This window comes from Shewanella eurypsychrophilus, from assembly GCF_007004545.3.
Lineage (GTDB): Bacteria > Pseudomonadota > Gammaproteobacteria > Enterobacterales > Shewanellaceae > Shewanella > Shewanella eurypsychrophilus.
On the sequence record NZ_CP045503.2, the window covers coordinates 441,341 to 465,211 of the forward strand.

Genomic DNA, 23,871 nt, shown 5'->3' on the forward strand with positions numbered 1-23,871 from the left:
TTACTTAGATAAAAATTTAATTAAATGCCTGCACCATCAGCACATAATGTTGTTGTTCCGTACTCAGTCAGAACTGCATAAGTGACACCACCAACGGCATCAAAAGTAGCTGTTAATGCACAAGTGCTATCAGTCCAAGTTAATACGGTTGCTGTATCTTGCTTAAAATCCACAGAGCTTTTTAGTTTGGTGTTTTTAGTTATTTCGGCAGGCATACCACCACAGCCAATACCAGTCTGTATACAAGCTTGGCCCTTCTGAGCGAAAGCAGTTAACCCTTTCATTGCAGCACCGCCCTCAGCAGAAACCACATAATCTTTATACGCTGGCAGTGCAATGGCGGCGAGAATACCGATAATTGCAACAACGATCATTAATTCAATAAGGGTGAAACCCTTAGCACTCTTGTTACGTGCCATAGTGTTTAGCTTGTTTTGTAAGTTAATGCTTTTCATTTTCTCTCTCCGTTGACCTAACTGGCTCGACTCTTTGCTAATTGCTAATTGCTAACTTTTACTAACTCTACTAATGTTCATTTTTAAGTGAGGTAGCTTAATTATAGACCTGTTAGCTGTAATGCTCCTGCGCTAGCTAAATTTCCTTAAACAAGTTTTACTATTTTCTACAATAATATTTGTTAGCAATTACTTTTACTGCTCAAAGAGCACTAAAGCTGAGTCTCACGTTTCATGTCATTATGCTAAATGTTAAAGTTGATTGATGTTGCTACTAATGTTTTGGACCTTTTCTGGCTAACCGCACCTCGTTTTTTCCTCCTAATCTTTATCTACCTATGTAACAGTTTTAACATTTCAAACTATCTACCCGTTAATATAGGCTTCGAAAGGTTGAGCGGCTCTTTCAAGTAGGTTTCAAGAGAAACTTACTTGATACTGAGGTGAGTAGGCCGAACTGGCCATCTCGCCTACGTCCAAAGTTAGTACAAAGTTAACCTAAATGGAACTGTAAATTACAACAAAGTACTAATTTGACGATGAATTAGTCTAAAAGTGTTGTTTTTTTGTTAATTTGGTTCTAGCCGTTTTTTGGCTATGTATGGAAAAGTGGCACTTTGGGTTGATGTGTCAATTTGTCGACGCGAATTTGATTGTTTTCCGCTCTTTATTTTCTGCTGCTTATTTTTGCTGTCTAGTGTTTTATTCGGTGGCAAGTTTTCAGCGCAGAGCATGAAATGGCATACTCTTGATAAGTGATAAGTGATAAGTGATAAGGGAGAGGTGACTCATAGTGTTATGAGCCACTGTTTATTTCATCAGTTAGAATTGAATGCTCTAGTAAGAGTCTCTTCACACAAGCTTTGCAAAATGACTATCAACTTACACTATCAACTAGCACAATAAACCAACATTACGAGCTAGCTTTTTAGGCGAAGAGACAGGTCGAGTGCATGCACATGCTTGGTGAGCGCTCCTACAGAAATATAGTCGACACCTGTTTTGGCAAAATCTGCAATGGTATCGATAGTAACGTTGCCGGAGACTTCTAATTTTGCCTGTTTATTATCAGCTAGGCGTTTATTGAGCTCGACGGCTTCAATCATCATGGTGACATCAAAGTTATCTAGCATGATCACATCAGAGCCAGCCTCGAGAGCTTGCTGAAGCTCTAAAATACTTTCCACTTCCACTTCAACTAACTTGTCAGAATGAAGCTCTCTTGCTTTGGTTATGGCTTTCTCGATTCCGCCGCAAGCCATGATGTGGTTCTCCTTGATAAGGAACGCATCAAAAAGGCCTATTCTATGGTTTTTACCGCCGCCGCAAGTAACTGCATACTTTTGTGCAGTGCGCAGTCCTGGAAGTGTTTTGCGAGTATCGAGCAGCTTTGTATTGGTGCCAGCAATTCTATCGACATAATGTTTAGTCAGAGTGGCTACACCTGATAAAGTCTGAATAAAGTTCATCGCGGTGCGCTCGCCAGTCAGTATGGCGCGAGCGGGGCCTGATAATTCACACAGTACTTGATTAGCGACTAATAAGTCACCGTCATCCACGTGCCAATGAATAGCGACTTCACCGCCTAATTGATTGAATACCTGCTCAGCCCAGGCTTTACCACAGAAAACCCCTTCCTCACGTGTGATAAGGCTAGCTTGAGCATGCTTATCTGATGGGATCAACTGTGCAGTAATATCTGCGCTTGCCTTATCAATATGACTATCAGTTTCTTGGCTAGAAGTGGAATGAGCAGGGGCTTGATAACCTAGGTCTTCTTCTAGTGCGACTTTAACTGCTAGTCTAATATCATTTTCCAGCATATTTGATGTCCTTGATGCTCTATATGTCCAGGAATTAGGACTGGGTAAAACGTGGCAACGTCTCTAGTTTTAAGCTGTTTTATTGAATCCCCTTAATGATAACAAATTTGATCTATAAAAGAAGCGTATAGCTTCGAACCGTAGCGAGTCGATATATGCTAGGACTATCGCATCAAGTCGCAAAATTATGTCCGTTTGGCTAGGCTTTACTAAGGTGGCATATTGTAAGGTAAATATGGGAAATGGCGTGTAGATCATTAGGTTATAATGAATCATTGATGTCTACTTTCCAGTGAGCCTGCTTACTGCTAAAGTGAAACTATTATTTGGATATTTTCAGGTTAACTCTTTGTTGATAAAACCTAAACGTGTACCTGAGTTTGAAAGTGGATGGGCGGTTGGGGTTAAGCGACGCGAGTCTCCATTTTTTAATCATAGACCTGCTAATGAGGTTAGCCTATTAGTCATCCATAACATTAGCTTGCCAGCTGGGTGTTTTGGACTGCCTTATATCGATCAACTTTTTTTAGGCTGTTTAGATGTTGAAGCAGATCCTAGTTTTATCGATTTAAAGGGATTAGAGGTCTCTGCGCACTTTCTTATTCGAAGAGATGGCGAAGTGATCCAATACGTGTCTTGTGATGAGCGTGCCTGGCACGCCGGGGTATCGAATTTTGATGGCAGAAGTGGCTGTAATGATTTTGCTATTGGTATAGAACTCGAAGGAACAGATTTCGAAGCGTATACTCAAGCTCAATATGATGAATTATTACAACTCACACTGGGCTTACAGACTCAATATCCAAGCTTAGGTGTAGACAACATCGTCGGCCATAGTGATATCGCACCGGGTCGAAAAACAGATCCCGGTGACAGTTTCGATTGGTCTTGGTTTAAGAAACGTTTAATTTAAGTGAAAAGGATAATCTAAATGGCATTGTTTTCTTTGTTAGTGGCGATTATGGTTGAGCGCTTAAAGTTGCTGCCTAAGTCATGGCAACTCGAATCATTTCTGGCGATCTATTCACGTAATTTATTTGGTCAAAAACAACTGAAGTCCGAAGCTATGATGGCACTGGCACTTATTTTACCGGCAATGGCCGTTTATATATTGTCATGGTCCGTGACCGGACTATTCTGGGGTGGGCTGAGTTTGCTGCTTTGGGTGGGTGTCGCCATTCTCTGTTTTAGTCACCAGAAACAAAGGATTATTTTTAAGCGTTATATGCAAGCCGCTTGTCGAGGTGATTCTCAGGCTTGTTACCACTTTGCTGAAGAGCTGGATTGCAAGCGTGAAATCGAAGCGGTAAGCGAAAGCGATTTAGGCGCCAAAGTGGGACAAAGCGTGACTTGGATTAATTATCGTTTCTATGGTGCAGTTGCTCTATATTTGATTTTTTTCGGGCCGGCTGGGGCGGTATTATATTGCACCACGCGATACTTTGTTGATGAAAGCCGCCAGAAAGAGTTGGAACTGCCATTAGTTGATAAAGTTATTATGGTATTGGATTGGCTCCCGAGTCGTATTTTTGCTTTCGGCTATGTGCTCAGTGGCCAGTTCTCTCAAGCCTTTACCAGCTGGCGAAAGCTTGGGTTTAGTCTTAATGAAAGTGCGAGAGATATAGTCACTCAAGTTGCCTTAGCCGCAGAGCAAAGACCTGAGGCTTCGTCCACACCTGTCTGCGTTCAGTCTACGTTAGCCTTATTGCAACTCAGTAAGCGGAATTTTATTTTGCTGCTAACGACACTCTCTTTATTAACTATTTTCGGGGTTGTGGCTTAATTATGTGCAGAACTCATTCACTTGTTAAACTAGATCCCTGCTAATAAGTGATTTGTCCATGATAATGGTCTGACCTTTGGTTGCTATATTTCAGCTATGCTCACACATCGTGAGTTAATCAGACTCAGATCACAAGCTGGACTTTCAAAATGTGATTTGATAAAGTGCGCTCAGTCAATTAAATTGGTAAGACCAATTTACAATGTTAGCTGAGGGCCATATGGCTTATAGCAAGATAAAGCAGCCAAAAATTTCTGATGTCATTATGGGTCAGTTAGAGCAGATGATCCTGGAAGGAAGCCTCCAACCGGGTCAAAAGTTGCCTCCTGAACGTGAGTTGGCACTGCAGTTCGAAGTCTCTCGTCCATCACTCCGTGAAGCAATCCAAAAGCTTGAAGCTAAAGGTTTACTTTTGCGTCGCCAAGGTGGTGGCACTTATGTCAAAGAGCAACTCTGGCAGAGTTTAGCCGATCCCATTGTAGAGCTGATGCATAGTGATTCTGAGAGTCAATATGATCTGCTTGAGTTTCGTCATGCAACAGAAGGCATGATGGCTTATTTTGCTGCACTTCGCGGTACTGACGCAGATATGCAAAATATCAAGCGCACTATTATGGATGTTGAAGCAGCAGGTGAAATTGAACAGCAGGCTGAAGCCATTGTTTGTTTCTATCGAGCCATTGCTGAAGCGTCACATAATGTTGCCATGCTGCATCTAGTACTTAGTTTAGCCCCTGTGCTGCATAAAAACGTGGCACAGAACTTGGAACTTCTGAATCGAAGAGAAGAAGCCTCCACGATGGCGAATGATCATAGGCTGGCACTATTGGCCGCTATTATTCGCCGCGATCCCGATGCTGCACGCGAAGCCTCCAATGAACACTTAAGTTACATTGAGGAAGTGATGCTGTCTATGAGGGAAGAAGATAGTCGGTTGCAGCGCAGTCTGCGCCGTTTAAAAAGTGGTGACTAAGCTCATCTCAATGTGAGAGTTAGCTTAGCACCGAACAATATTTTAATATTCAAATACCACGTAAGTACTGAGGCTCGTTGCTTAAGTATTACGTATAGGAAAGGACTGCGAAATGTCTGAACATATGCTAAAAGATCTGGATCCATTAGAAACTCAGGAATGGTTATCTGCTCTAGAATCCGTTGTTCGTGAAGAGGGAGTTGAGCGTGCTCAGTTCCTACTTGAACAAGTACTCGATAAGGCCCGTTTAGATGGCGTTGATATGGCAACTGGTATTAATACCAACTACATCAATACTATCCCAACCAGCCAAGAGCCAGCATATCCTGGCAATACTACGCTAGAGCGTCGTATTCGCTCTATCATTCGCTGGAATGCGATTATGATAGTACTACGAGCGTCTAAGAAGGATTTGGATCTAGGTGGCCATATGGCGTCTTTCCAGTCTTCTGCGGCATTCTATGAAGTGTGTTTCAACCACTTCTTCCGTGCGCCAAACGATGTTGATGGTGGTGATTTAGTTTATTACCAAGGCCATATCTCTCCTGGTATCTATTCACGTGCATTCGTTGAAGGCCGTTTAAGTGCTGAGCAACTTGATAACTTCCGTCAAGAAGTCGATGGAGAAGGTATTCCTTCGTATCCACACCCTAAGCTAATGCCAGAGTTTTGGCAGTTCCCGACCGTTTCTATGGGTCTGGCTCCGATGTCTTCTATCTACCAGGCACGTTTCCTCAAGTACCTTCATGGTCGTGGCTTGAAAGATACTTCAGCTCAACGCGTTTACGCCTTCTTGGGTGATGGCGAGATGGATGAGCCTGAATCACGTGGCGCAATCTCATTTGCTGCACGTGAAAAGCTAGATAACCTATGTTTCTTGATTAACTGTAACCTACAGCGCCTAGATGGTCCTGTTATGGGTAATGGTAGTATCATTCAAGAGCTAGAGGGCTTGTTTAGAGGCGCTGGCTGGAATGTCGTCAAGGTGATCTGGGGTAACAACTGGGATTCATTACTGGCGAAAGACACTAGCGGTAAGTTACTGCAGTTGATGAATGAAACCGTCGATGGTGATTACCAGACATTTAAGTCAAAAGATGGTGCATATGTCCGTGAGCACTTCTTTGGTAAGTACCCTGAAACAGCTGCATTAGTTTCAGATATGACAGATGCCGAAATTTTTGCGCTTAAGCGTGGTGGTCATGAATCATCTAAGCTCTACGCGGCATTTAAGAATGCTCAAGATACTGCTGGTAAGCCAACGGTTATTCTTGCTAAAACCGTGAAAGGTTACGGTATGGGTGGTTCTGCTGAAGGTAAGAACATTGCTCACCAAGTAAAGAAGATGGATATGAGCCATGTACTTCAACTGCGTGATCGTTTAGGTCTTCAAGATCTACTGACCGATGAGAAAGTGGCTGAACTTCCTTATCTATCTTTAGAGGAAGGTTCTGAAGAGCATAAATATATACATGCTCGTCGTGATGCCTTGCACGGTTATACCCCTAAGCGTCTACCTAACTTCACCAAGCCGCTAGAGCTACCTGAAGTTGAAGATTTTAAGCCTTTGATCGAAGAGCAGAAGCGTGATATTTCGACCACAATGGCATTTGTTCGCGCGCTAAACATATTGCTTAAGCACAAAGGTGTGAGCAAAAATATCGTCCCTATCATCGCCGATGAGGCGCGTACATTTGGTATGGAAGGTCTGTTCCGTCAGATCGGTATCTATAATCCTAAGGGTCAGAACTATACCCCACAAGATCGCGAAATTGTTTCTTACTATAAAGAGGCGACTTCGGGTCAGGTATTGCAGGAAGGTATCAACGAGCTAGGTGCTATGTCTTCATGGGTTGCCGCGGCAACGTCATATAGCACTAACGATCTGCCAATGATCCCATTCTACATCTACTATTCTATGTTTGGTTTCCAACGCGTTGGCGACATGGCATGGATGGCAGGTGATCAACAGGCGCGTGGCTTCTTGTTAGGTGCTACAGCCGGTCGAACAACCCTGAACGGTGAAGGTCTGCAGCATGAAGATGGTCATAGCCATGTTCAGGCTAACACGATTCCAAACTGTATCTCTTACGATCCTACATTCGCCTACGAAGTTGCGGTTATCATCCAAGATGGTATGCGTCGCATGTATGGCGATCAGGAAAATGTGTTCTATTACCTGACACTGATGAATGAAAATTACGCCATGCCAGCTATGCCTGAAGGTGTTGAAGACGGTATTCGTAAGGGTATCTATAAGCTTGAGTCATACCAAGGTAGTAAGCAGGTTCAGCTGATGAGCTCAGGCACCATCATGAACGAAGTGCGTAAGGCAGCGAAGATTCTCAGTGAAGAATATGATGTTGCATCTGACGTTTACTCGGTCACTTCTTTCAACGAATTAACTCGTGAAGGTCAGGATGTCGAGCGCTACAACATGCTGCACCCTGAAGCTGAGCAGAAGCAAGCCTATATTACTCAAGTAATGGGCACCGCTCCTGCTATTGCGGCCACAGATTACATGAAGAACTACGCCGAACAAGTTCGTGCCTTCATGCCTTCTGAGTCATTCAAGGTACTGGGCACCGATGGTTTCGGACGCTCTGACAGCCGTGACAACTTACGTCGTCACTTCGAAGTGAACGCCGGCTATGTGGTCGTCGCAGCACTGACTGAATTAGCTAATCGTGGTGATATTGAAAAATCTGTCGTGGCTCAGGCCATCGCTAAATTCAATATCGACGCAGACAAGATCAACCCGCTATACGCGTAAGAGGCAATACAATATGACAATCGAAATTAATGTACCTGATATTGGTACGGATGAGGTTGAAGTCACCGAGATCTTAGTTAGCGTTGGCGACAGGGTTGAAGAAGATCAATCGCTGATTGCTGTCGAAGGCGATAAAGCCGCGATGGAAGTGCCTGCATCTCAATCGGGTATAGTGAAAGAGATCAGGGTTGCCGTTGGAGATAAGGTGGCTACCGATTCATTGATCATGGTTTTCGAAAACGGTGCAGCATCGGCTCCAGCAGCCCAAGCTGCGGCGACTCCTGCGCCAGTAGCGGTAACCGCCGCTCCGGCATCAGCCGAGCTAAAAGAAGTGAGCTTGCCTGATATTGGTGACGATGAAGTCGAAGTGACTGCAATCTTAGTCAACCTGGGTGACAGCATCACCGAAGATCAGCCAATCTTAAGTGTCGAAGGTGACAAGGCGTCGATGGAAGTGCCGGCTCCTTTCAATGGCGTGTTAAAAGAGATTAAAGTTGAGATTGGTGACAAGGTTTCTACCGGTAGTCTAGTGTTGGTGTTCGAAGTTGCGGGTGCGGGTGCATCTGCTGCGCCTGCTGCGGTTGTATCGGTACTAGAAGTCACAGTTCCCGATATTGGTGACGATGAAGTTGAAGTGACTGCAATCTTAGTCAACCTAGGTGACAGCATCACCGAAGAACAGCCAATCTTAAGCGTCGAAGGTGACAAGGCTTCGATGGAAGTACCGGCTCCTTTTGCTGGCGTGTTAAAAGAGATTAAAGTTGAGATCGGTGACAAGGTTTCTACTGGCTCGTTAATCATGATCTTCGAAGCGCTTGGCCAAGCCCCTGCTGTTGCACCTGTAGCCACGGCACCAGTTCAAGCATCTGCTCCGGTTGCTCCTGCTTCTGTAGCGGCATCTAAGGCTAAGCCGGCTAAGACAGACTTCGTTGAAAATGACGCCTATGCCCATGCATCTCCAGTGATCCGCCGTATGGCTCGTGAGCTAGGTGTTAACCTGGCTAACGTCAAAGGTACGGGTCGGAAGAGCCGCGTCATAAAAGAAGACGTACAGAGCTACATAAAGGCTGCTATTAAGCAAGTTGAATCGGGTAACGTTAAAGCTGCTGCTGGTGGTGGCAACGAGCTTAACTTATTGGCATGGCCAAAGATCGATTTCAGCAAGTTTGGTGAGACCGAAGTTAAGCCCTTATCTCGTATTCAGAAGCTCTCTGGTGCTAACCTACACAGAAACTGGGTGAAGATCCCCCACGTTACTCAGTGGGATAATGCAGATATCACTGAGCTAGAAGTTTTCCGTAAGGCGCAAAATGCGGCGGAAGCTAAGAAAGATTCTGGCATGAAGATCACCCCCTTGGTGTTTATCATGAAGGCGGTTGCTAAGGCTCTGGAAGCGTTCCCTACGTTCAACTCATCTCTGTCACAAGACGGTGAGAGTTTGATCATGAAGAAGTACGTCAATATCGGTATTGCCGTCGATACGCCAAATGGTCTGGTTGTCCCTGTTTTCAAAGATGTGAACAAGAAGGGCATCCATGAGTTATCAGACGAGTTAAAGCTGATATCTAAGAAGGCACGTGGCGGTAAGTTAACGTCTTCGGACATGCAAGGTGGTTGTTTCACTATCTCTAGTCTGGGTGGTATTGGTGGAACGGCATTTACCCCAATCGTAAATGCACCAGAAGTGGCCATTCTTGGGGTCTCTAAGTCTGAGATGAAGCCTGTATGGAATGGTAAAGATTTCGAGCCTCGCTTGATGTTACCTTTGTCATTGTCTTACGATCATAGGGTCGTAGATGGCGCCGAAGGTGCACGTTTCATCAGCTATTTAAACAGCTGCTTATCAGATATTCGTACCTTAGTACTGTAAAAAAAAGGCTGCTTGTTTCAAGCAGCCTTTTTTATAGTGAATGTATGATTGTGATCAGTATCAAACAAAGGTTAAAATGCGGCCACCTTACAAGATTGGCAACGTTTTATTCATGTACAACTCAATAGTGCATGAAAATAAAAAGAATAGAGGAAATCATGAGTAACGAAATTAAAACTCAGGTAGTGGTATTAGGTTCTGGCCCTGCAGGTTACTCTGCTGCGTTCCGTGCGGCAGATTTAGGTCTGGATACTGTTATTGTTGAACGTTTTAGCACGCTTGGCGGCGTATGTTTGAATGTGGGCTGTATCCCTTCAAAAGCACTTCTTCACGTTTCTAAAGTTATTGAAGAAGCTAAAGCTGTTGCCGATCACGGAGTCGTTTTTGGTGAGCCAAAGATCGATTTGGAGAAGCTACGTGGTTTCAAAAACTCGGTTATCAGCCAACTAACGAGTGGATTAGGCGGAATGTCTAAGATGCGTAAAGTTGATGTTGTTAACGGTTACGGTAAGTTTACTGGCCCTAACACCATCGAAGTTACTGGTGAGGATGGTGTTGTAAAGACGGTTCACTTCGAGCAAGCAATTATTGCCGCTGGTTCGCGTCCTATCGAATTGCCATTCATTCCACATTCAGATCCACGAGTTTGGGATTCTACCGATGCGCTAGAGCTTAAAGAAGTTCCAGGTAAGCTACTCATCATGGGTGGTGGTATCATCGGCCTTGAAATGGGTACTGTTTACGCTTCTCTAGGTAGCCAAATTGACGTGGTTGAGATGCTGGATCAGCTCATCCCTGCAGCAGATAAAGATATCGTTCGTGTCTACACCAAAAAGGTTAAGAGCAAGTTTAACCTTATGATGCAGACTAAGGTGACAGCTGTAGAAGCCAAAGGTGATGGTATCTACGTCACTATGGAAGGCAAGAAGGCACCGACTGAAGCTGTTCGTTACGATGCCGTGCTCGTTGCAATCGGTCGTGCACCGAATGGTAAGTCAATCGATGCTGACAAAGCGGGTGTAAATGTTGATGAACGTGGTTTCATCAATGTTGACAAGCAGATGCGTACTAATGTTGCTAACATTTTTGCTATCGGTGATATCGTTGGTCAACCTATGCTTGCCCACAAAGGTGTGCATGAAGGTCACGTTGCCGCTGAAGTTATCTCAGGTCTTAAGCACTTCTTCGATCCAAAAGTTATCCCTTCAATTGCGTATACAGATCCAGAAGTCGCTTGGGTTGGTCTTACCGAGAAAGAAGCGAAAGAGCAAGGTGTTGCCTACGAGACTGCAAGCTTCCCTTGGGCAGCCAGTGGCCGTGCAATCGCTTCAGATTGTAGTGATGGTATGACTAAGCTGATTTTCGATAAAGAGACTCACCGTGTTATTGGTGGCGCTATCGTCGGTGTTAACGGTGGTGAACTGCTTGGCGAAATCGGTCTTGCTATCGAGATGGGTTGTGATGCAGAAGATCTCGCATTGACGATTCATGCTCACCCAACCTTACATGAATCAGTTGGCCTAGCGGCTGAGATCTATGAAGGTTCTATCACTGATTTGCCAAACCCAAAGGCAAAAAAGAAAAAGTAAGTTTTTCAAGTGATAATAGAGAGGCGCTCACTTGAGCGCCTTTTTTATGTCTACACTAAATAGAGATACAACTTGGTGTTAATAATATGTTCATAATCAGGTGAATTAGGCTGAATGAACTGATACATTCAAAGTCAGCCTTTGAAACGTTAATTGTGTTTAGTTTCAATTAACAAAAAAATCGTGTAGCAATTACTGATGTTATTAAAAAAAATAATAAAAACTTTCGTTTTATCTATGCTCATTTTGACTTGCCTAGCCCCCGTCTCTGCAAGTGACTTTGTCTTACGTGTTTTTGGTGAAGCCGAGGGATTAGAAAGTGGCAGTATTAATGACATAAGCTTTGATTCACATGGTTTTGTGTGGGTGGCAACAGAGCAAGGATTGTTTCGTTTAAGTAATTCTAAGATAAGACGAATAGATAGAGATAATTTTGACCTTCGCTTATCCAGTGAAGTTATCAGCATGGTTGAGCCATTAAGTGACCAACACTTATTGGTGAGCAACTACTCAGATACATACCTCTATGATATACAGCACAACGAATTCATAAAATTTGGTAGTGAGTCACTTTTTCCTGATTACCAAGGTGGTGGCATCATTGCTCAAGTTAAGCAAGATGAACACTATATTCTTCTTACCTTAGAGGGTGAATTGCTTCACTTTTCATATGAGAAAAGACAACTAGAACGAATTAATTTTTTACCAACTAATGCTGATATTCCATGGGGGAACTTAGTTTCCTTGGATGATGGTCGTCTTATCGTCGGTACTGAGTATGAACTTCAGTTACGAGATAGCCAAGGCCAGAGGATCGCTATTTTTCCCTGGAAGGAAGAATACGGCCTGATGAAGCAGCTATTTAAAGATTCTAACGGCAGAGTCTGGTTGAGTTCTAGTGAAGGTGTTTATCAAGTTTTTGCCGATGCTTTAGAAGTTAACCCCGTCGAGGCATTATCAATTTATGCCACCAATATTGCCGAAGATAATGAAGGGTATTTTTGGATATCTGGCAGGATTGGGTTAATCAAATGGTGGCCAGGAGATGCAAGTTATCAAATATATCGGAAGCAATTAAAGCAATATGCCGATATGGACTATGTCTATGATATTGAGATAGATCGTTCTGGTCTTATCTGGATTGGTGGCGCTGGTGAAGGCTTGGCAATTGTAGCGACTGAGCCTGAGTTCATACTCGATACTTTTACAGCTTCTGTGCCGTACTCAATTAGCAACGAAATGATTTGGAGTACCTATGCAGAAGGAGAGCGAGTTTGGTTTGGTACTGATAATGGCCTAGTTGTTGTTAATAAAAACACTCAAAAATCGAGTACTCTTTATCTACAAGGACTAGAGCTGAATGACAGTATTTATAACATTGATCTTTTAGATGTTTCCCATCTGCTACTTTCAACGACAAACGGATTGTTTGTCGTTAATAAAGAAAATCTAACATCACAAACTTTTGCCGAGTGGAATAATGGGGAAGGCTCCTTACAACATAAAATTGTTTATGCCAGTTATTCAGATCCTTTAATTCAAGGTCGCTGGTGGTTTATGACCTCTACCGGATTATATTTTTGGGAGCCCGGTTTGTTTTCACCTCAGCATATGCCTGTATTTGAAGGTGGTTTAAATCCCAGAATTGTCGATATTAGGGCGGCTTATAGAGATGAAGTGGGGAATTTATGGCTTGGCGGTATTCAGTTGTTTGGTTATCTGGATCAAGAGGGACATTTTCACTCTAAGCTAGCGCATTTAAGTAATGAAAATACTGAAATGAGTATTAATTATATTGAGCAAATTGAATCGGGTACTTTTTGGCTGGGCAGCTCACCGAAAGGCTTACTGGAATATTCACTCGACTCAAATAATGTCAGTCAATTGAATGATGAGTGGGAGATTAATTGCGCATCAGTATATTTCATTCAGGATACTGCTGAACACCGTTTAATTGGCTGCCCTAAGTCACTGGTTAGATACACAAAAGAGACTAAGCAGATCATGGTTTTAAAAAGTCATGATGGTCTTTTAGGTGATGAACTCAATGATGGTGCTGTCTTCTATGATAAAAACTCAGGCCTTTATATTGGTACGCCAGATGGCGCAATATTGACTGATGTGAGTCAGCTATCTAATCGCATTGAAAGTAAGTCGGTGTTGTTAGAGGCGGTATCTATTTTTTATGATAACGACACACAAGTAGATTTACTTCCGCAAAATGAAATGGTCATTAAACCTGGCGCTAGAATGATCAGTTTTCAGATCACCAACCTTGATTATCTCGATGATAAGCCAATGAAGTTAAAATATCGCTTAACGCGGAAGGGAGAGCTTACCCAGTCTAAGTACATATTGCTTGATGGCCAGTCTCAGCTCAATATTACCGGACTTCAGTCTGGTCATTATACTTTGGATATTTTAAGTCAGGAAAATGGTATTTGGCCTGCTTCACCTTATGCATTCGGCTTTAAGGTTGAGCAGTTCTGGTGGCAAACGCTTTGGGTCAAAAGTCTTCTTTTTCTCATTTTAATGTGTACAGGTGTTGGAGTGATTTTTTATCGCCAACGGCAAGTTCGGGCATTTAAGCTGGTGAATACGGCGCTGGTGGAGAGTGAAGAGAGATTAAGGCAGTCCTTGAAGGGAAGTGATTCAGAGCTGTGGGAATGGCGTTTCGATACTCAGACGTTTAGTCTGGAAAATCGAGGGGCCGAAAAAGAGAGTGATAGAGCTAATATTATATTAACACTTGATAATTTCCCTGTTCATCGTGATGAAAAAGAGAAGGTGTTTGTAGCGTGGAATCAGATGCTTCAAAAGGAGACGGATAGATTCGAAGTTGAATATCGCTATCGAAGAGAAGATCAGACCTGGGGATGGACCCGTGTTAGAGGTCGCCCAGTTGAAGTCGATGAAGAGACGGGACAAATCCTACGTGTTGCAGGGATCTATGCTGATATTACGGCACAAAGACAGCTTGAAGATGATGTGAAGCTTTTGGCTCAGGCCTTTGGTAATACTTCAGAAGGTGTATTAATTCTGGATGCGGCTGAGAAAATAAAAGTGTCTAATAAGGCCGCGCAAAACATTATCGGTGCCTCAGACAAGGAATTAAATAAACGGTTTTTCTCCGATCTGGTTATAGAAAAAGATGGTCGCACTGATGAAATTGCGCACTTGTTGCAACAAGGTGTGACCTGGACTGGAGAGCGAGAGCTGATATGTGAATCAGGCGCTTCATGCCCTGTGTGGCTAAACGTGTCAGCTATGCTGGGAAGCAAAGGCAATATTACTCATTATGTTGCGGTATTTTCTGATATTACTGAGCGTAAGCGCACGGAGGCCGATCTTCGCCGCTTGGCTAACTATGATGTGTTAACGGGTCTACCGAATCGTTCTTTATTCTCAACTCGTTTAGCTCAATCAATTCATCGCGCTGAGCATAGCGGTGAAAAACTTGCTCTGATATTTCTCGATCTGGATAGGTTTAAGCATGTTAATGATTCCTATGGTCATAGCATGGGAGATGCGCTATTGGTTGAGGCGGCTAATCGCCTGCAATCATGTATTTCAGAAGAGCATACTCTGTGCCGTTTTGGCGGTGATGAGTTTGTTATTTTATTAAGAGATGCCGCTAATTTAGATACGATAAATCATATTTGTACTCAGTTGCTTGAACAAATTGAAACACCTTTTGAGCTATATGGCCGAGAATTTTTCATCTCCACAAGCATAGGAGTGAGCCTGTGGCCTGATGATGCTCAGCAACCGGAAGTGCTAATTAGAAATGCCGATCAAGCTATGTATCATGCGAAAGAGGAAGGGCGTGGAAATTTCCAGTATTTTTCTTCGGAGCGAAACTCAGAAGCACTCTATCATTTACGCTTAGAAGCAGAGCTTCGCAAGGCGATAGAACGAGATGAATTTGAGCTGCATTATCAACCTCAAGTAGACATTCTTAAGGGTGATAAGTTGATTGGCATGGAAGCATTACTACGCTGGCGACATCACAAAGATGGCATGATCCGAACGGATATCTTTATCAAGGTGGCAGAATCTTGTGGCTTGATTGTCGATATCGATCGTTGGGTATTACGCCAAGCTTGTATTCAGGGAGCGACTTGGGCGAGTTCCTATCAAGATGACTTTAAACTTTCAGTGAATATTTCGGCGGTCCATTTTCGCCAGCCTGATTTTATCGAAGGGGTTAGAAAAATCTTAGATGAGACCAAGCTAGATCCTCATTTTCTGGGTTTTGAAATCACCGAAGGCGTGCTGATGAAAGAGTTGGATACTGCTAAAGCGCATCTGTTAGAGCTTAGAGCGCTTGGAATAGATGTTGCTATTGATGATTTTGGTACGGGGTACTCCTCATTAGCGTATCTACGTCATTTCGATGTCGATACATTAAAAATTGATCGTTCGTTTCTCATCGATATTGCGACTAACGAAGCCGATCAGGCGATAGCGAGTAGTATCATTGAGCTGGCCAGAAACTTGAAGCTCAATGTTGTTGCCGAAGGCGTAGAAACTAAAGAGCAGCTAGAGCAGGTCTTTAGTCGGGGCTGTTATGTGATCCAGGGGTATTACTTTTCTAAACCACTCACGGTGACAGAGATGCAAGTGTATATGGATGACCCTTCACTTTTTACAACTTAAATTTTTGATTAAAAAAATAAGATAATGCCAATTGATAGATCTTGGAATAGGCTTAAACTTTTTTAATATTTATTGTTAGAATCAGCGCTCAAAGTGGCAACACTCCCAAAAGAATCCAATAGACTATGATACGTTCACTCACTTTTTTTCTCATATTATCCGTCTGCTTTTCTGTATACGCTGAAGAAGTACGTCCAAAAATTGGTTTAGTGCTGAGTGGTGGCGGTGCTAAAGGTGCCGCCCATATTGGTGTGCTGAAGATATTGGAACAGAATCGTATACCTGTCGATTATATTGCTGGAACGAGTATAGGTGCCTACGTCGCAGGTATGTATGCGCTTGGTTATAGCGCTACAGAGATAGAGACGATCATGCTAAATGAGTCATGGTCAGATGGTTATTCAGACACTATTCCAAGACAGGCATTGAGTTACCGCAATAAGCAGCAGAGAGATAGATTTAACCTCCCGTTAAATATGGGTTATAGCGACGATGAGGTTAAGGTCCCTAATGGTTTATTACGTGGCCAGACCATGTCGCAATTACTGCAGCGCTCAACTGGATTAGTTAACCAGTTTGGTCACTTTGATGAGCTTGCAATCCCTTACCGAGCAGTAGCGACAGATCTTGAAACCAGTCAAGCCGTTGTTATAAGTAATGGCAGTATCGTTAAGGCGATGCAGGCGTCGGCCACTGTTCCTGGTGCGCTGCAGCCTGTGGAGCATGAAGGTCGGTTGTTAATTGATGGTGGCATAGCAAACAACATGCCTGTAGATGTAGTAAAAGCACTCGGTGCCGATATTATCATTGCGGTCGATATTGGTTCTGCTTTGGTAAAAAAAGAGAACTTAACCAGTACGATTGCAGTGCTTAACCAGTTGTCGACTATGTTGACCAATGCGAGCACCGATAAACAAAAGTTATTGCTAACCAGTGAAGATATTCTTATTCGTCCTGATGTGGGAGAAATGAGCACAACTGATTTTACCATCATGCCAAAAGCATTTTCATTAGGTGAACAAGCAGCGTTAAAGCATTTAGTGAGTTTGCAAAGTTTAAGTGTTGATAAAGAAGAGTTCCAAGCTTATCTGGCAAGAAAGAAGAAACTTAGTCGTCGTTGGCTCGAAGATATAAATCACCCAATTGTGAATATCGTCTTCAATAATGATTCGAAAGTCAGTGACGCTACGTTAAGGGAAACACTAGACCTGCAAGAGGGGGAAGTCGTTACTCAGGAGCGGCTAGCTAAGGGGATTGCTGATATCTACTCTTTGGATAAATTTGAACGTGTAAATGCCGAGTTTATTGATACTGACCAAGGTAGGGTCTTGACCTTAAATGCTCATGCTAAATCTTGGGGGCCAAATTATTTTCAATTAGGATTCAGTTGGGAAGATGATTTCACTTTAGACTCAGTCGTCTCTTTCGATTTCGCTTATACGCTGACAGATTTAACCGACTTAGGGGGAGAGTGGCGTAATGAGTTAAGGTTAGGTTTTGAAAAGCTTATTTCGTCCGAGTTATACCTACCATTAGATTATGATCAAGATTTTTATGCCAGAGCTGAGTTGGGGTATGAGCTTAAAGATTGGAATTTTTATGAGAACAATGCCCGCGCCCTGCAGTTATCGCAGACACTCTATCGTGGTGATTTGGGGATCGGTTACAACTATGTCAAAGAAGGCATGATGGAGTTTGGCTTTACGGGTGAATCAGGTGAGCTTGAGAACAAAGCATTTATAGATGCAATTAAGTACGATACGTTTGGGGCATATCTGAAGTTTGGATATGATGATTTAAATAGTATTAACTTTCCGACAGAGGGTAACAGATTTACTTTTAACCTTTTTTACCGCAATGAGAAAGTACCCGATCTAGTCGGTAATGCGAGTTCTGAAAACTCTTTCCAAATAGAGGCCGATTGGCGTGGTGCACTTAGTGTAGGAAACCATGCCTTTGTAGGGATTGCATCTTTTGCAACGGTGGATATAGATGACAGCTTTAGTGTCCATATGTCTGAATTAGGTGGATTTCTTAATCTTTCCGGCTATCATAAAAATGCCTTAGTCGGCCCTCATAAAGTATTTGGCGCATTCGTATATCAATATGATTTAGGTAAGGATGTGCTTGGCATGAGAGATTATCCCCTTTATCTTGGCGGTAGTGTAGAGGCTGGTAATGTTTGGACCATTAGAAGTGAGGCTGACTTGAGTGATCTCATTTTTTCTGGAAGTCTTTTTCTTGGAACTGATACAGATATAGGACCTGCAGCACTTGGTTTCGGTTGGGCAGATGATGGCGAAAAAACTATCTTCCTATTTATCGGTAAGAACTGGTAAAAACGACTAATCACTCAGTACTACTGGGTGAAACTGTTCATGGATGAGTTAATGTTACTCTCTCGTTTATGCCTCCCACAAACTCAAGGATTAATTCAAGTTAGTACTGCTTTGATTGTATTTAAGCTTTAATTTGAGTTTTTGTTAGAATAGGCTCACAAAGTGGCAACAATAACAAAAGAATCCAATAGACTATGACACGTTCAGTTACTTTTTTTATCATATTGTTCCTTAGTTTTTCTATATTTGCCGAAGAAATCCGTCCTAAAATTGGTTTAGTGCTGAGTGGTGGCGGGGCTAAAGGTGCCGCTCATCTCGGTGTGCTTAAAGTATTGGAAGCGAATCGTATACCCGTTGATTATATTGCTGGAACAAGCATAGGTGCTTATGTCGCGGGTATGTATGCGTTAGGCTACACGGCAACCGAAATAGAGAAGATCATGCTCAATGAGACATGGTCCGATGGCTATTCAGATACCATTCCTCGCCAAACATTGACCTACAGAGATAAGCAGCATAGAGATACCTTTAATATTCCAATTAACTTAGGTTATAGCGATGAAGAGGTTCAGGTGCCTAATGGCTTGCTTCGTGGGCAAACAATGTCTCAACTCCTGCAGCGTTCTACTGGCTTAGTGAATCAATTTGGCCATTTCGATGAGCTCGCTATCCCATATCGCGCAGTTGCAACAGATTTAGAGACTAGCCAAGCGGTAGTGATCAGCAATGGCAGTATCGTCAAAGCCATGCAGGCCTCTGCGACGGTACCTGGCGCGCTGCAACCGGTGAGTTATGAAGGTAAGCTATTAATTGATGGTGGCATAGCAAACAATATGCCTGTTGATGTAGTAAAAGCACTCGGTGCCGATATTATTATTGCTGTTGATATTGGCTCAGCTTTGGTAAAAAAAGAGAACTTAACCAGTACGATAGCAGTGCTTAACCAGTTGTCGACGATGTTGACCAATGCGAGCACTGATAAACAAAAGTTACTACTGACCAGTGACGATATTCTTATTCGGCCTGATGTCGGCGAGATGAGTACCACTGATTTCACCATCATGGCACAAGCTTTTTCATTAGGTGAGCAAGCGGCGTTAGAGCATCTAGTTAGCTTGCAAGGATTAAGTGTTGATAAAGAGCAGTTCAAAGAGTATCAGGAAAGAAAGAAGGTACTGAGCCGTGGCTGGTTAGATGATGTTGAGCGCCCGATAGTTAATATTGTATTTAATAATGAATCGAAAGTAAGTGAATCCTTGCTAAGAGAAACTTTAGGCCTCGAAGAGGGAGATGTTGTCACCGAAGAGGAGTTAGCTAAGGGGATTGCAGAGATATATTCATTAGACAAGTTTGAGCGTGTTAATGCTGAGTTTATCGATACTGAAGATGGCAGAGTATTAACGATAAATACAGCGGCTAAATCTTGGGGACCCAATTATTTTCAGTTCGGTTTTAGCTGGGAAGATGACTTCTCTTTAGACTCTGCTGTAGCTTTCGATTTCGCGTACACCATGACAGACCTGACCGCTACGGGAGGAGAGTGGCGTAATGAACTCAAGCTAGGATATGAGAAGCTAATATCCACAGAGTTTTACCAGCCTCTAGATTACGATCAAGGTTTTTATAGTCGAGCAAAAGCCTCCTATGAAATAAACGATTGGGAGTTCTTTGATGATAATTCGAGAATTTTTCAGCTCAATCAAAAGCAGTATCGAGGCGATCTCGGTATTGGTTATAACTACGTCAAAGAGGGTATGGTTGAGATCGGCTTTACTGGTGAGAAAGGCAAGTTAGAAAATGCTTTATTACTCGAAGACTTAAAATACAACTCCTATGGTGGTTATTTCAAATTTGGCTTTGATAACTTAGATAGCATTAACTTCCCAACTTCTGGAAACCGACTCACACTCGATGTGTACTATCGAAAAGAGGACAGCCCGACGATAAGCCATATCGAACCTTCAGAGAAGTCTATTCAGATTGAGCTTGATTGGCGAGGTGCATTGAGTTTAGGCAATCATGCATTCGTAGGCATAGCATCACTGGCTACAGTCGATAAGGATGCAGGGTTTAGTGTTCATGTTTCTGAGCTTGGTGGATTCCTGAACCTCTCCGGTTACCATAAAAACGCCTTAGTTGGCCCCCATAAAGTGTTTGGCGCATTTGTCTATCAGTATGATCTTGGTCGCGATGTACTTGGAATGACTGACTACCCTCTGTACTTAGGTACAAGTATAGAAGCGGGTAATGTATGGACATATAGAGATAGCGTTGATCTTGACGATCTTATTTATTCAGGCAGTCTGTATTTCGGTACCGATACCAGTATGGGGCCTGCTGCGTTAGGTTTTGGTTGGGCGGATGATGGCGAAAAGGCTATTTTCCTATTTATTGGCAAGAGCTGGTAATTGGTTTAAGTTATGAGCAATGCATTTACAGAAGGTTACAAATGTCGGTTGTAGTGTTAAATCTCTCGATGTTAGTGTGACATGGGAAAATATAGAGCAGGCTTTAAAAAGCGTGCCGCCAAATGGATAATCGGGGATAAAAATGAATAAAGTGAGCAAACTAGCTATTGGTGTAGCCCTTAGCTTAGGGCTTGTTGCCTGTAGTAATGAACCAACAGCACCAGCTAATCAAGGCGTTGTCAAAGTATCTGGTGTCGAGAAGGCCAATTTTGATAAAGGCGTTCGTCACCAAGACGATTTCTACTACAGTGTTAATGGCCATTGGCTTGCTAATACTCCTATCCCTGCTGATAAGTCCAATTATGGTGCTTTCTCTGTGCTTTATGAGCGTAGTCAGAATGCACTAAAGAAGATCATCGATGAAACTGCTGCTATACCCAATAAAACTGCTGGGTCCAGCGAGCAAAAAGTGGGTGATTTCTACGCAAGTTATATGGATACCGATCTTGTTGAGCAGCTAGGTATCTCGCCACTGAGTGTGCAGCTTGCGGATATAGCACTTGCTAAAGACCATAATGATATAGCGAGTTTAATGGGGAGTTTGCTTATTAGTGGTGTAGAGGTGCCATTTGGTTTCTATGTCAATAATGATGCAAAAAACTCAACAGAGTATGCTGTTTACATGTATCAGTCTGGCTTAACTCTGCCTGATAGAGATTACTACCTTAAAGATGATGAAAAATTTGTTGCTAACCGAGAGGCAATGTCGACCTATGTGACTGACATTATGGTGCAGTCTGGTAGCAAAGATGCGAAACGCATTGCGGCAAGTGTGGCCAAGATTGAGCAGTTTATTGCTCAAAGTCAATGGAGCCGAGTCGAATCACGTGACGCCAATAAAAGCTATAACAAGATGGATAGGGTAGAACTTCAAGCTAAGGTGCCTAATTTCGATTTTGTTCATTTCTCTGCAAGTGCAAACATAGATAAAGTCACTGACGTCATTGTGCGTCAGCCTTCATATTTTGAGAAGTTTGGCACCGAGTTCACTAAGTTCTCAGTTTCAGAATGGCAGGACTATCTCTCTTTCCATCTGGTAGACAGCTATGCAGAGCTGTTGAGTAAAAATTTCGTAGATCTTTATTTTGCCTTTCATAGTAAAACTTTGATGGGGATTGAAGAGCAGAAGCCTCGTTGGAAGAAGGCGGTCGATGCATCCGATCAGGTTATCGGTGAGCTAGTGGGCAAAGAGTACGTAAAGCAGTACTTCAAGCCGGAAGCGAAAGAGAGAATGGAAGGCTTGATCCAAGACCTCATTAAAGGTTTTGAAGTGAGTATCAATGAACTTGAGTGGATGACACCTGAAACTAAGGTTGCCGCACAAGAAAAACTGGCTAAGTTTACTTACAAGATCGGTTATCCAGACAAGTGGAAAGACTATACTGAGCTAAAGATCAAAGCGGATCAGCTAGTGGGCAACTATCAGCGTTATGCTAAGTTCGAATATAAGACAATGCTCGATAAATTAGGTAAGCCGATCGATCGCACCGAGTGGCATATGACGCCACAAACGGTTAATGCTTACTATAACCCTGTAATGAATGAGATTGTGTTTCCAGCAGCAATTTTACAGCCACCATTTTTTAATATGGATGCTGATGATGCGGTCAACTTCGGTGGTATCGGTGCTGTGATTGGTCATGAGATAAGCCATGGCTTCGATGATCAGGGCGCAAAGTATGACGGTGACGGTAATCTTCGTGATTGGTGGACCGATGCAGATCGTGATGAGTTCCAAAAACGTGGTGAACAGTTGTCGGCGCAATACGCTGGCTATGAAGCTCTGCCAGGTAAGCATGTAAACGGTGATCTTACTTTGGGTGAGAATATCGGTGATCTGGGCGGATTGACTGTTGCGGCTCGTTCATACAACTTGAGCCTAAATGGTAAAGCGTCGCCAGTCATCGATGGGTTAACGGGTGAGCAACGATTATTTATCGGCTGGTCACAAGTATGGCGTCGTAACTACCGTGATGAAGAACTAGGTCGTCGTCTGATGACTGATTCGCACTCTCCAAGCCATTTCCGTGCCATGGGAACGCCGCGTAATATTCCTGCTTTCTACCAAGCATTTGATGTGAAAGAGGGGGATAAGATGTTCTTATCACCGGATGAAAGAGTTAAAATCTGGTAATAGATCTGCTAAGCACCTCTATTGATACCACTTGGTGGTTTGAGAGGGAATAGAGCCTGAAAATGTTGAGCCCGCCAATTTGGTGGGCTTTTTATTTATAAGTTAGATCCTAGAATCTAGGAAGCTTGGTAATTCTGTTAGATCTGCGAGCTGATGGTGAGCAATAATCCACTTAGGGTTATCTTGCTGCTCTTTTTCCGGGATAGCTATGGTCTGCATATTGGCAGCTCTTGCAGCAACAAGGCCATTGAACGAGTCTTCTATGGCGAGACAATTTTCAGGAGAGATGCCTAAATCAGCGGCACAGTTGAGATATACTTCTGGATGAGGTTTACCGTATGCGAGATGTTCAGCCGATTGTATGGCATCAAAGTATTTGGATATGCTGAGCTTGTTTAAAACGGCTTCAATGATTGCGCTGGATGAAGAGGTGGCTAAGCCAATTTTATATCCCTGGTTTTGGCAGAACTCTAAAGCCGTTAAGACTCCTTCCATAGCTGCACCGTCAGCTTCAATAAAGCTTACCACCTGATCGACAATGGCTTTTGCTGTCGCTGTATTATCGTAATTGTCCCATGGAAATCTCTGGTACCAAAAGCTGACCACCTGATCAATTCTTAATCCTGTTGTTTGAAGTGTATCTTCATAACTCAGCTGAAGCCCTAGGGCTTTCATTGTCTGAAATTCTGCTTTTTGCCAACTTGGTTCAGAGTCGATCAAAATACCATCCATATCGAAAATAATGGCTTTCAACTGCGGTGAGGTCATAGGACACCTATATATTCGTTATAACTAGCATGAATAGTACTCTTTTTTTTGAGCTGTTTCATGGCGATTTTATTAACTTTTTATACCCTATTTTACTTTTAGTTAGAGAGTAATGGCGCAGGCTAGTACTTTATTGTTAAGGTAATGCATTGTTAAATATGCTTTTAAGTGCATTGGCTTACTCTTGTCTAATATTATTCGTGATATTTATGGGTTAGATTTTTATTACCCTTGTCT

General features: G+C 42.9%; 13 protein-coding genes. 10 read left to right on the top strand and 3 right to left on the bottom strand.

Annotated elements, in window-relative coordinates; all coding sequences use genetic code 11:
- Positions 1 to 20 precede the first annotated feature (20 nt).
- Together FM038_RS01920 and nadC are read right to left on the bottom strand one after the other, a co-directional pair.
- Entirely contained in the window at positions 21 to 455 is a 435-nt protein-coding gene (locus FM038_RS01920) for a type IV pilin protein (protein ID WP_142871700.1), read from the bottom strand.
- Positions 456 to 1,375: 920 nt separating this feature from the next.
- Entirely contained in the window at positions 1,376 to 2,278 is a 903-nt protein-coding gene (gene nadC, locus FM038_RS01925) for a carboxylating nicotinate-nucleotide diphosphorylase (protein WP_142871701.1), read from the bottom strand.
- A gap of 349 nt (positions 2,279 to 2,627) precedes the next feature.
- Here nadC and ampD point away from each other — a divergent pair, with 349 nt between their 5' ends.
- The 10 genes from ampD (at position 2,628) to FM038_RS01975 (ending at position 22,866) form a co-directional block, all read left to right on the top strand.
- On the top strand, positions 2,628 to 3,191 hold the full coding sequence (gene ampD / locus FM038_RS01930) for a 1,6-anhydro-N-acetylmuramyl-L-alanine amidase AmpD (protein WP_142871702.1): 564 nt from the start codon (positions 2,628 to 2,630) through the stop codon (positions 3,189 to 3,191).
- 18 nt (positions 3,192 to 3,209) lie between these two features.
- Positions 3,210 to 4,061, top strand: a complete 852-nt coding sequence (ampE, locus tag FM038_RS01935) for a beta-lactamase regulator AmpE (protein ID WP_142871703.1) — start codon at positions 3,210 to 3,212, stop codon at positions 4,059 to 4,061.
- A 220-nt stretch (positions 4,062 to 4,281) separates the two neighbouring features.
- Entirely contained in the window at positions 4,282 to 5,034 is a 753-nt protein-coding gene (pdhR, locus tag FM038_RS01940; protein WP_142872887.1) for a pyruvate dehydrogenase complex transcriptional repressor PdhR, read from the top strand.
- Positions 5,035 to 5,146: 112 nt separating this feature from the next.
- A complete protein-coding gene (aceE, locus tag FM038_RS01945) occupies positions 5,147 to 7,807 on the top strand; it encodes a pyruvate dehydrogenase (acetyl-transferring), homodimeric type (protein WP_142871704.1) in 2,661 nt (886 codons plus the stop codon).
- Between the two features lie 13 nt (positions 7,808 to 7,820).
- Complete coding sequence (aceF, locus tag FM038_RS01950; RefSeq protein ID WP_142871705.1) at positions 7,821 to 9,677, top strand: pyruvate dehydrogenase complex dihydrolipoyllysine-residue acetyltransferase; 1,857 nt, start codon at positions 7,821 to 7,823, stop codon at positions 9,675 to 9,677.
- A gap of 158 nt (positions 9,678 to 9,835) precedes the next feature.
- Positions 9,836 to 11,266, top strand: coding sequence for a dihydrolipoyl dehydrogenase (lpdA, locus tag FM038_RS01955; protein ID WP_142871706.1), 1,431 nt, complete (start codon positions 9,836 to 9,838; stop codon positions 11,264 to 11,266).
- 198 nt (positions 11,267 to 11,464) lie between these two features.
- Positions 11,465 to 15,925, top strand: coding sequence for an EAL domain-containing protein (locus tag FM038_RS01960; protein ID WP_142871707.1), 4,461 nt, complete (start codon positions 11,465 to 11,467; stop codon positions 15,923 to 15,925).
- Positions 15,926 to 16,050: 125 nt separating this feature from the next.
- Complete coding sequence (locus FM038_RS01965) at positions 16,051 to 18,264, top strand: patatin-like phospholipase family protein (RefSeq protein ID WP_142871708.1); 2,214 nt, start codon at positions 16,051 to 16,053, stop codon at positions 18,262 to 18,264.
- 194 nt (positions 18,265 to 18,458) lie between these two features.
- Positions 18,459 to 20,672 (top strand): patatin-like phospholipase family protein, encoded by a 2,214-nt coding sequence (locus FM038_RS01970; protein ID WP_142871709.1) that lies wholly within the window; start codon positions 18,459 to 18,461, stop codon positions 20,670 to 20,672.
- Between the two features lie 142 nt (positions 20,673 to 20,814).
- Positions 20,815 to 22,866: a M13 family metallopeptidase gene (locus FM038_RS01975; RefSeq protein WP_142871710.1), complete on the top strand. Its 2,052-nt coding sequence runs from the start codon at positions 20,815 to 20,817 to the stop codon at positions 22,864 to 22,866.
- Positions 22,867 to 22,968: 102 nt separating this feature from the next.
- Here FM038_RS01975 and hxpB read toward each other — a convergent pair whose 3' ends face one another.
- Positions 22,969 to 23,634 (bottom strand): hexitol phosphatase HxpB, encoded by a 666-nt coding sequence (gene hxpB, locus FM038_RS01980; RefSeq protein ID WP_142871711.1) that lies wholly within the window; start codon positions 23,632 to 23,634, stop codon positions 22,969 to 22,971.
- Between the last annotated feature and the right edge of the window lie 237 nt (positions 23,635 to 23,871).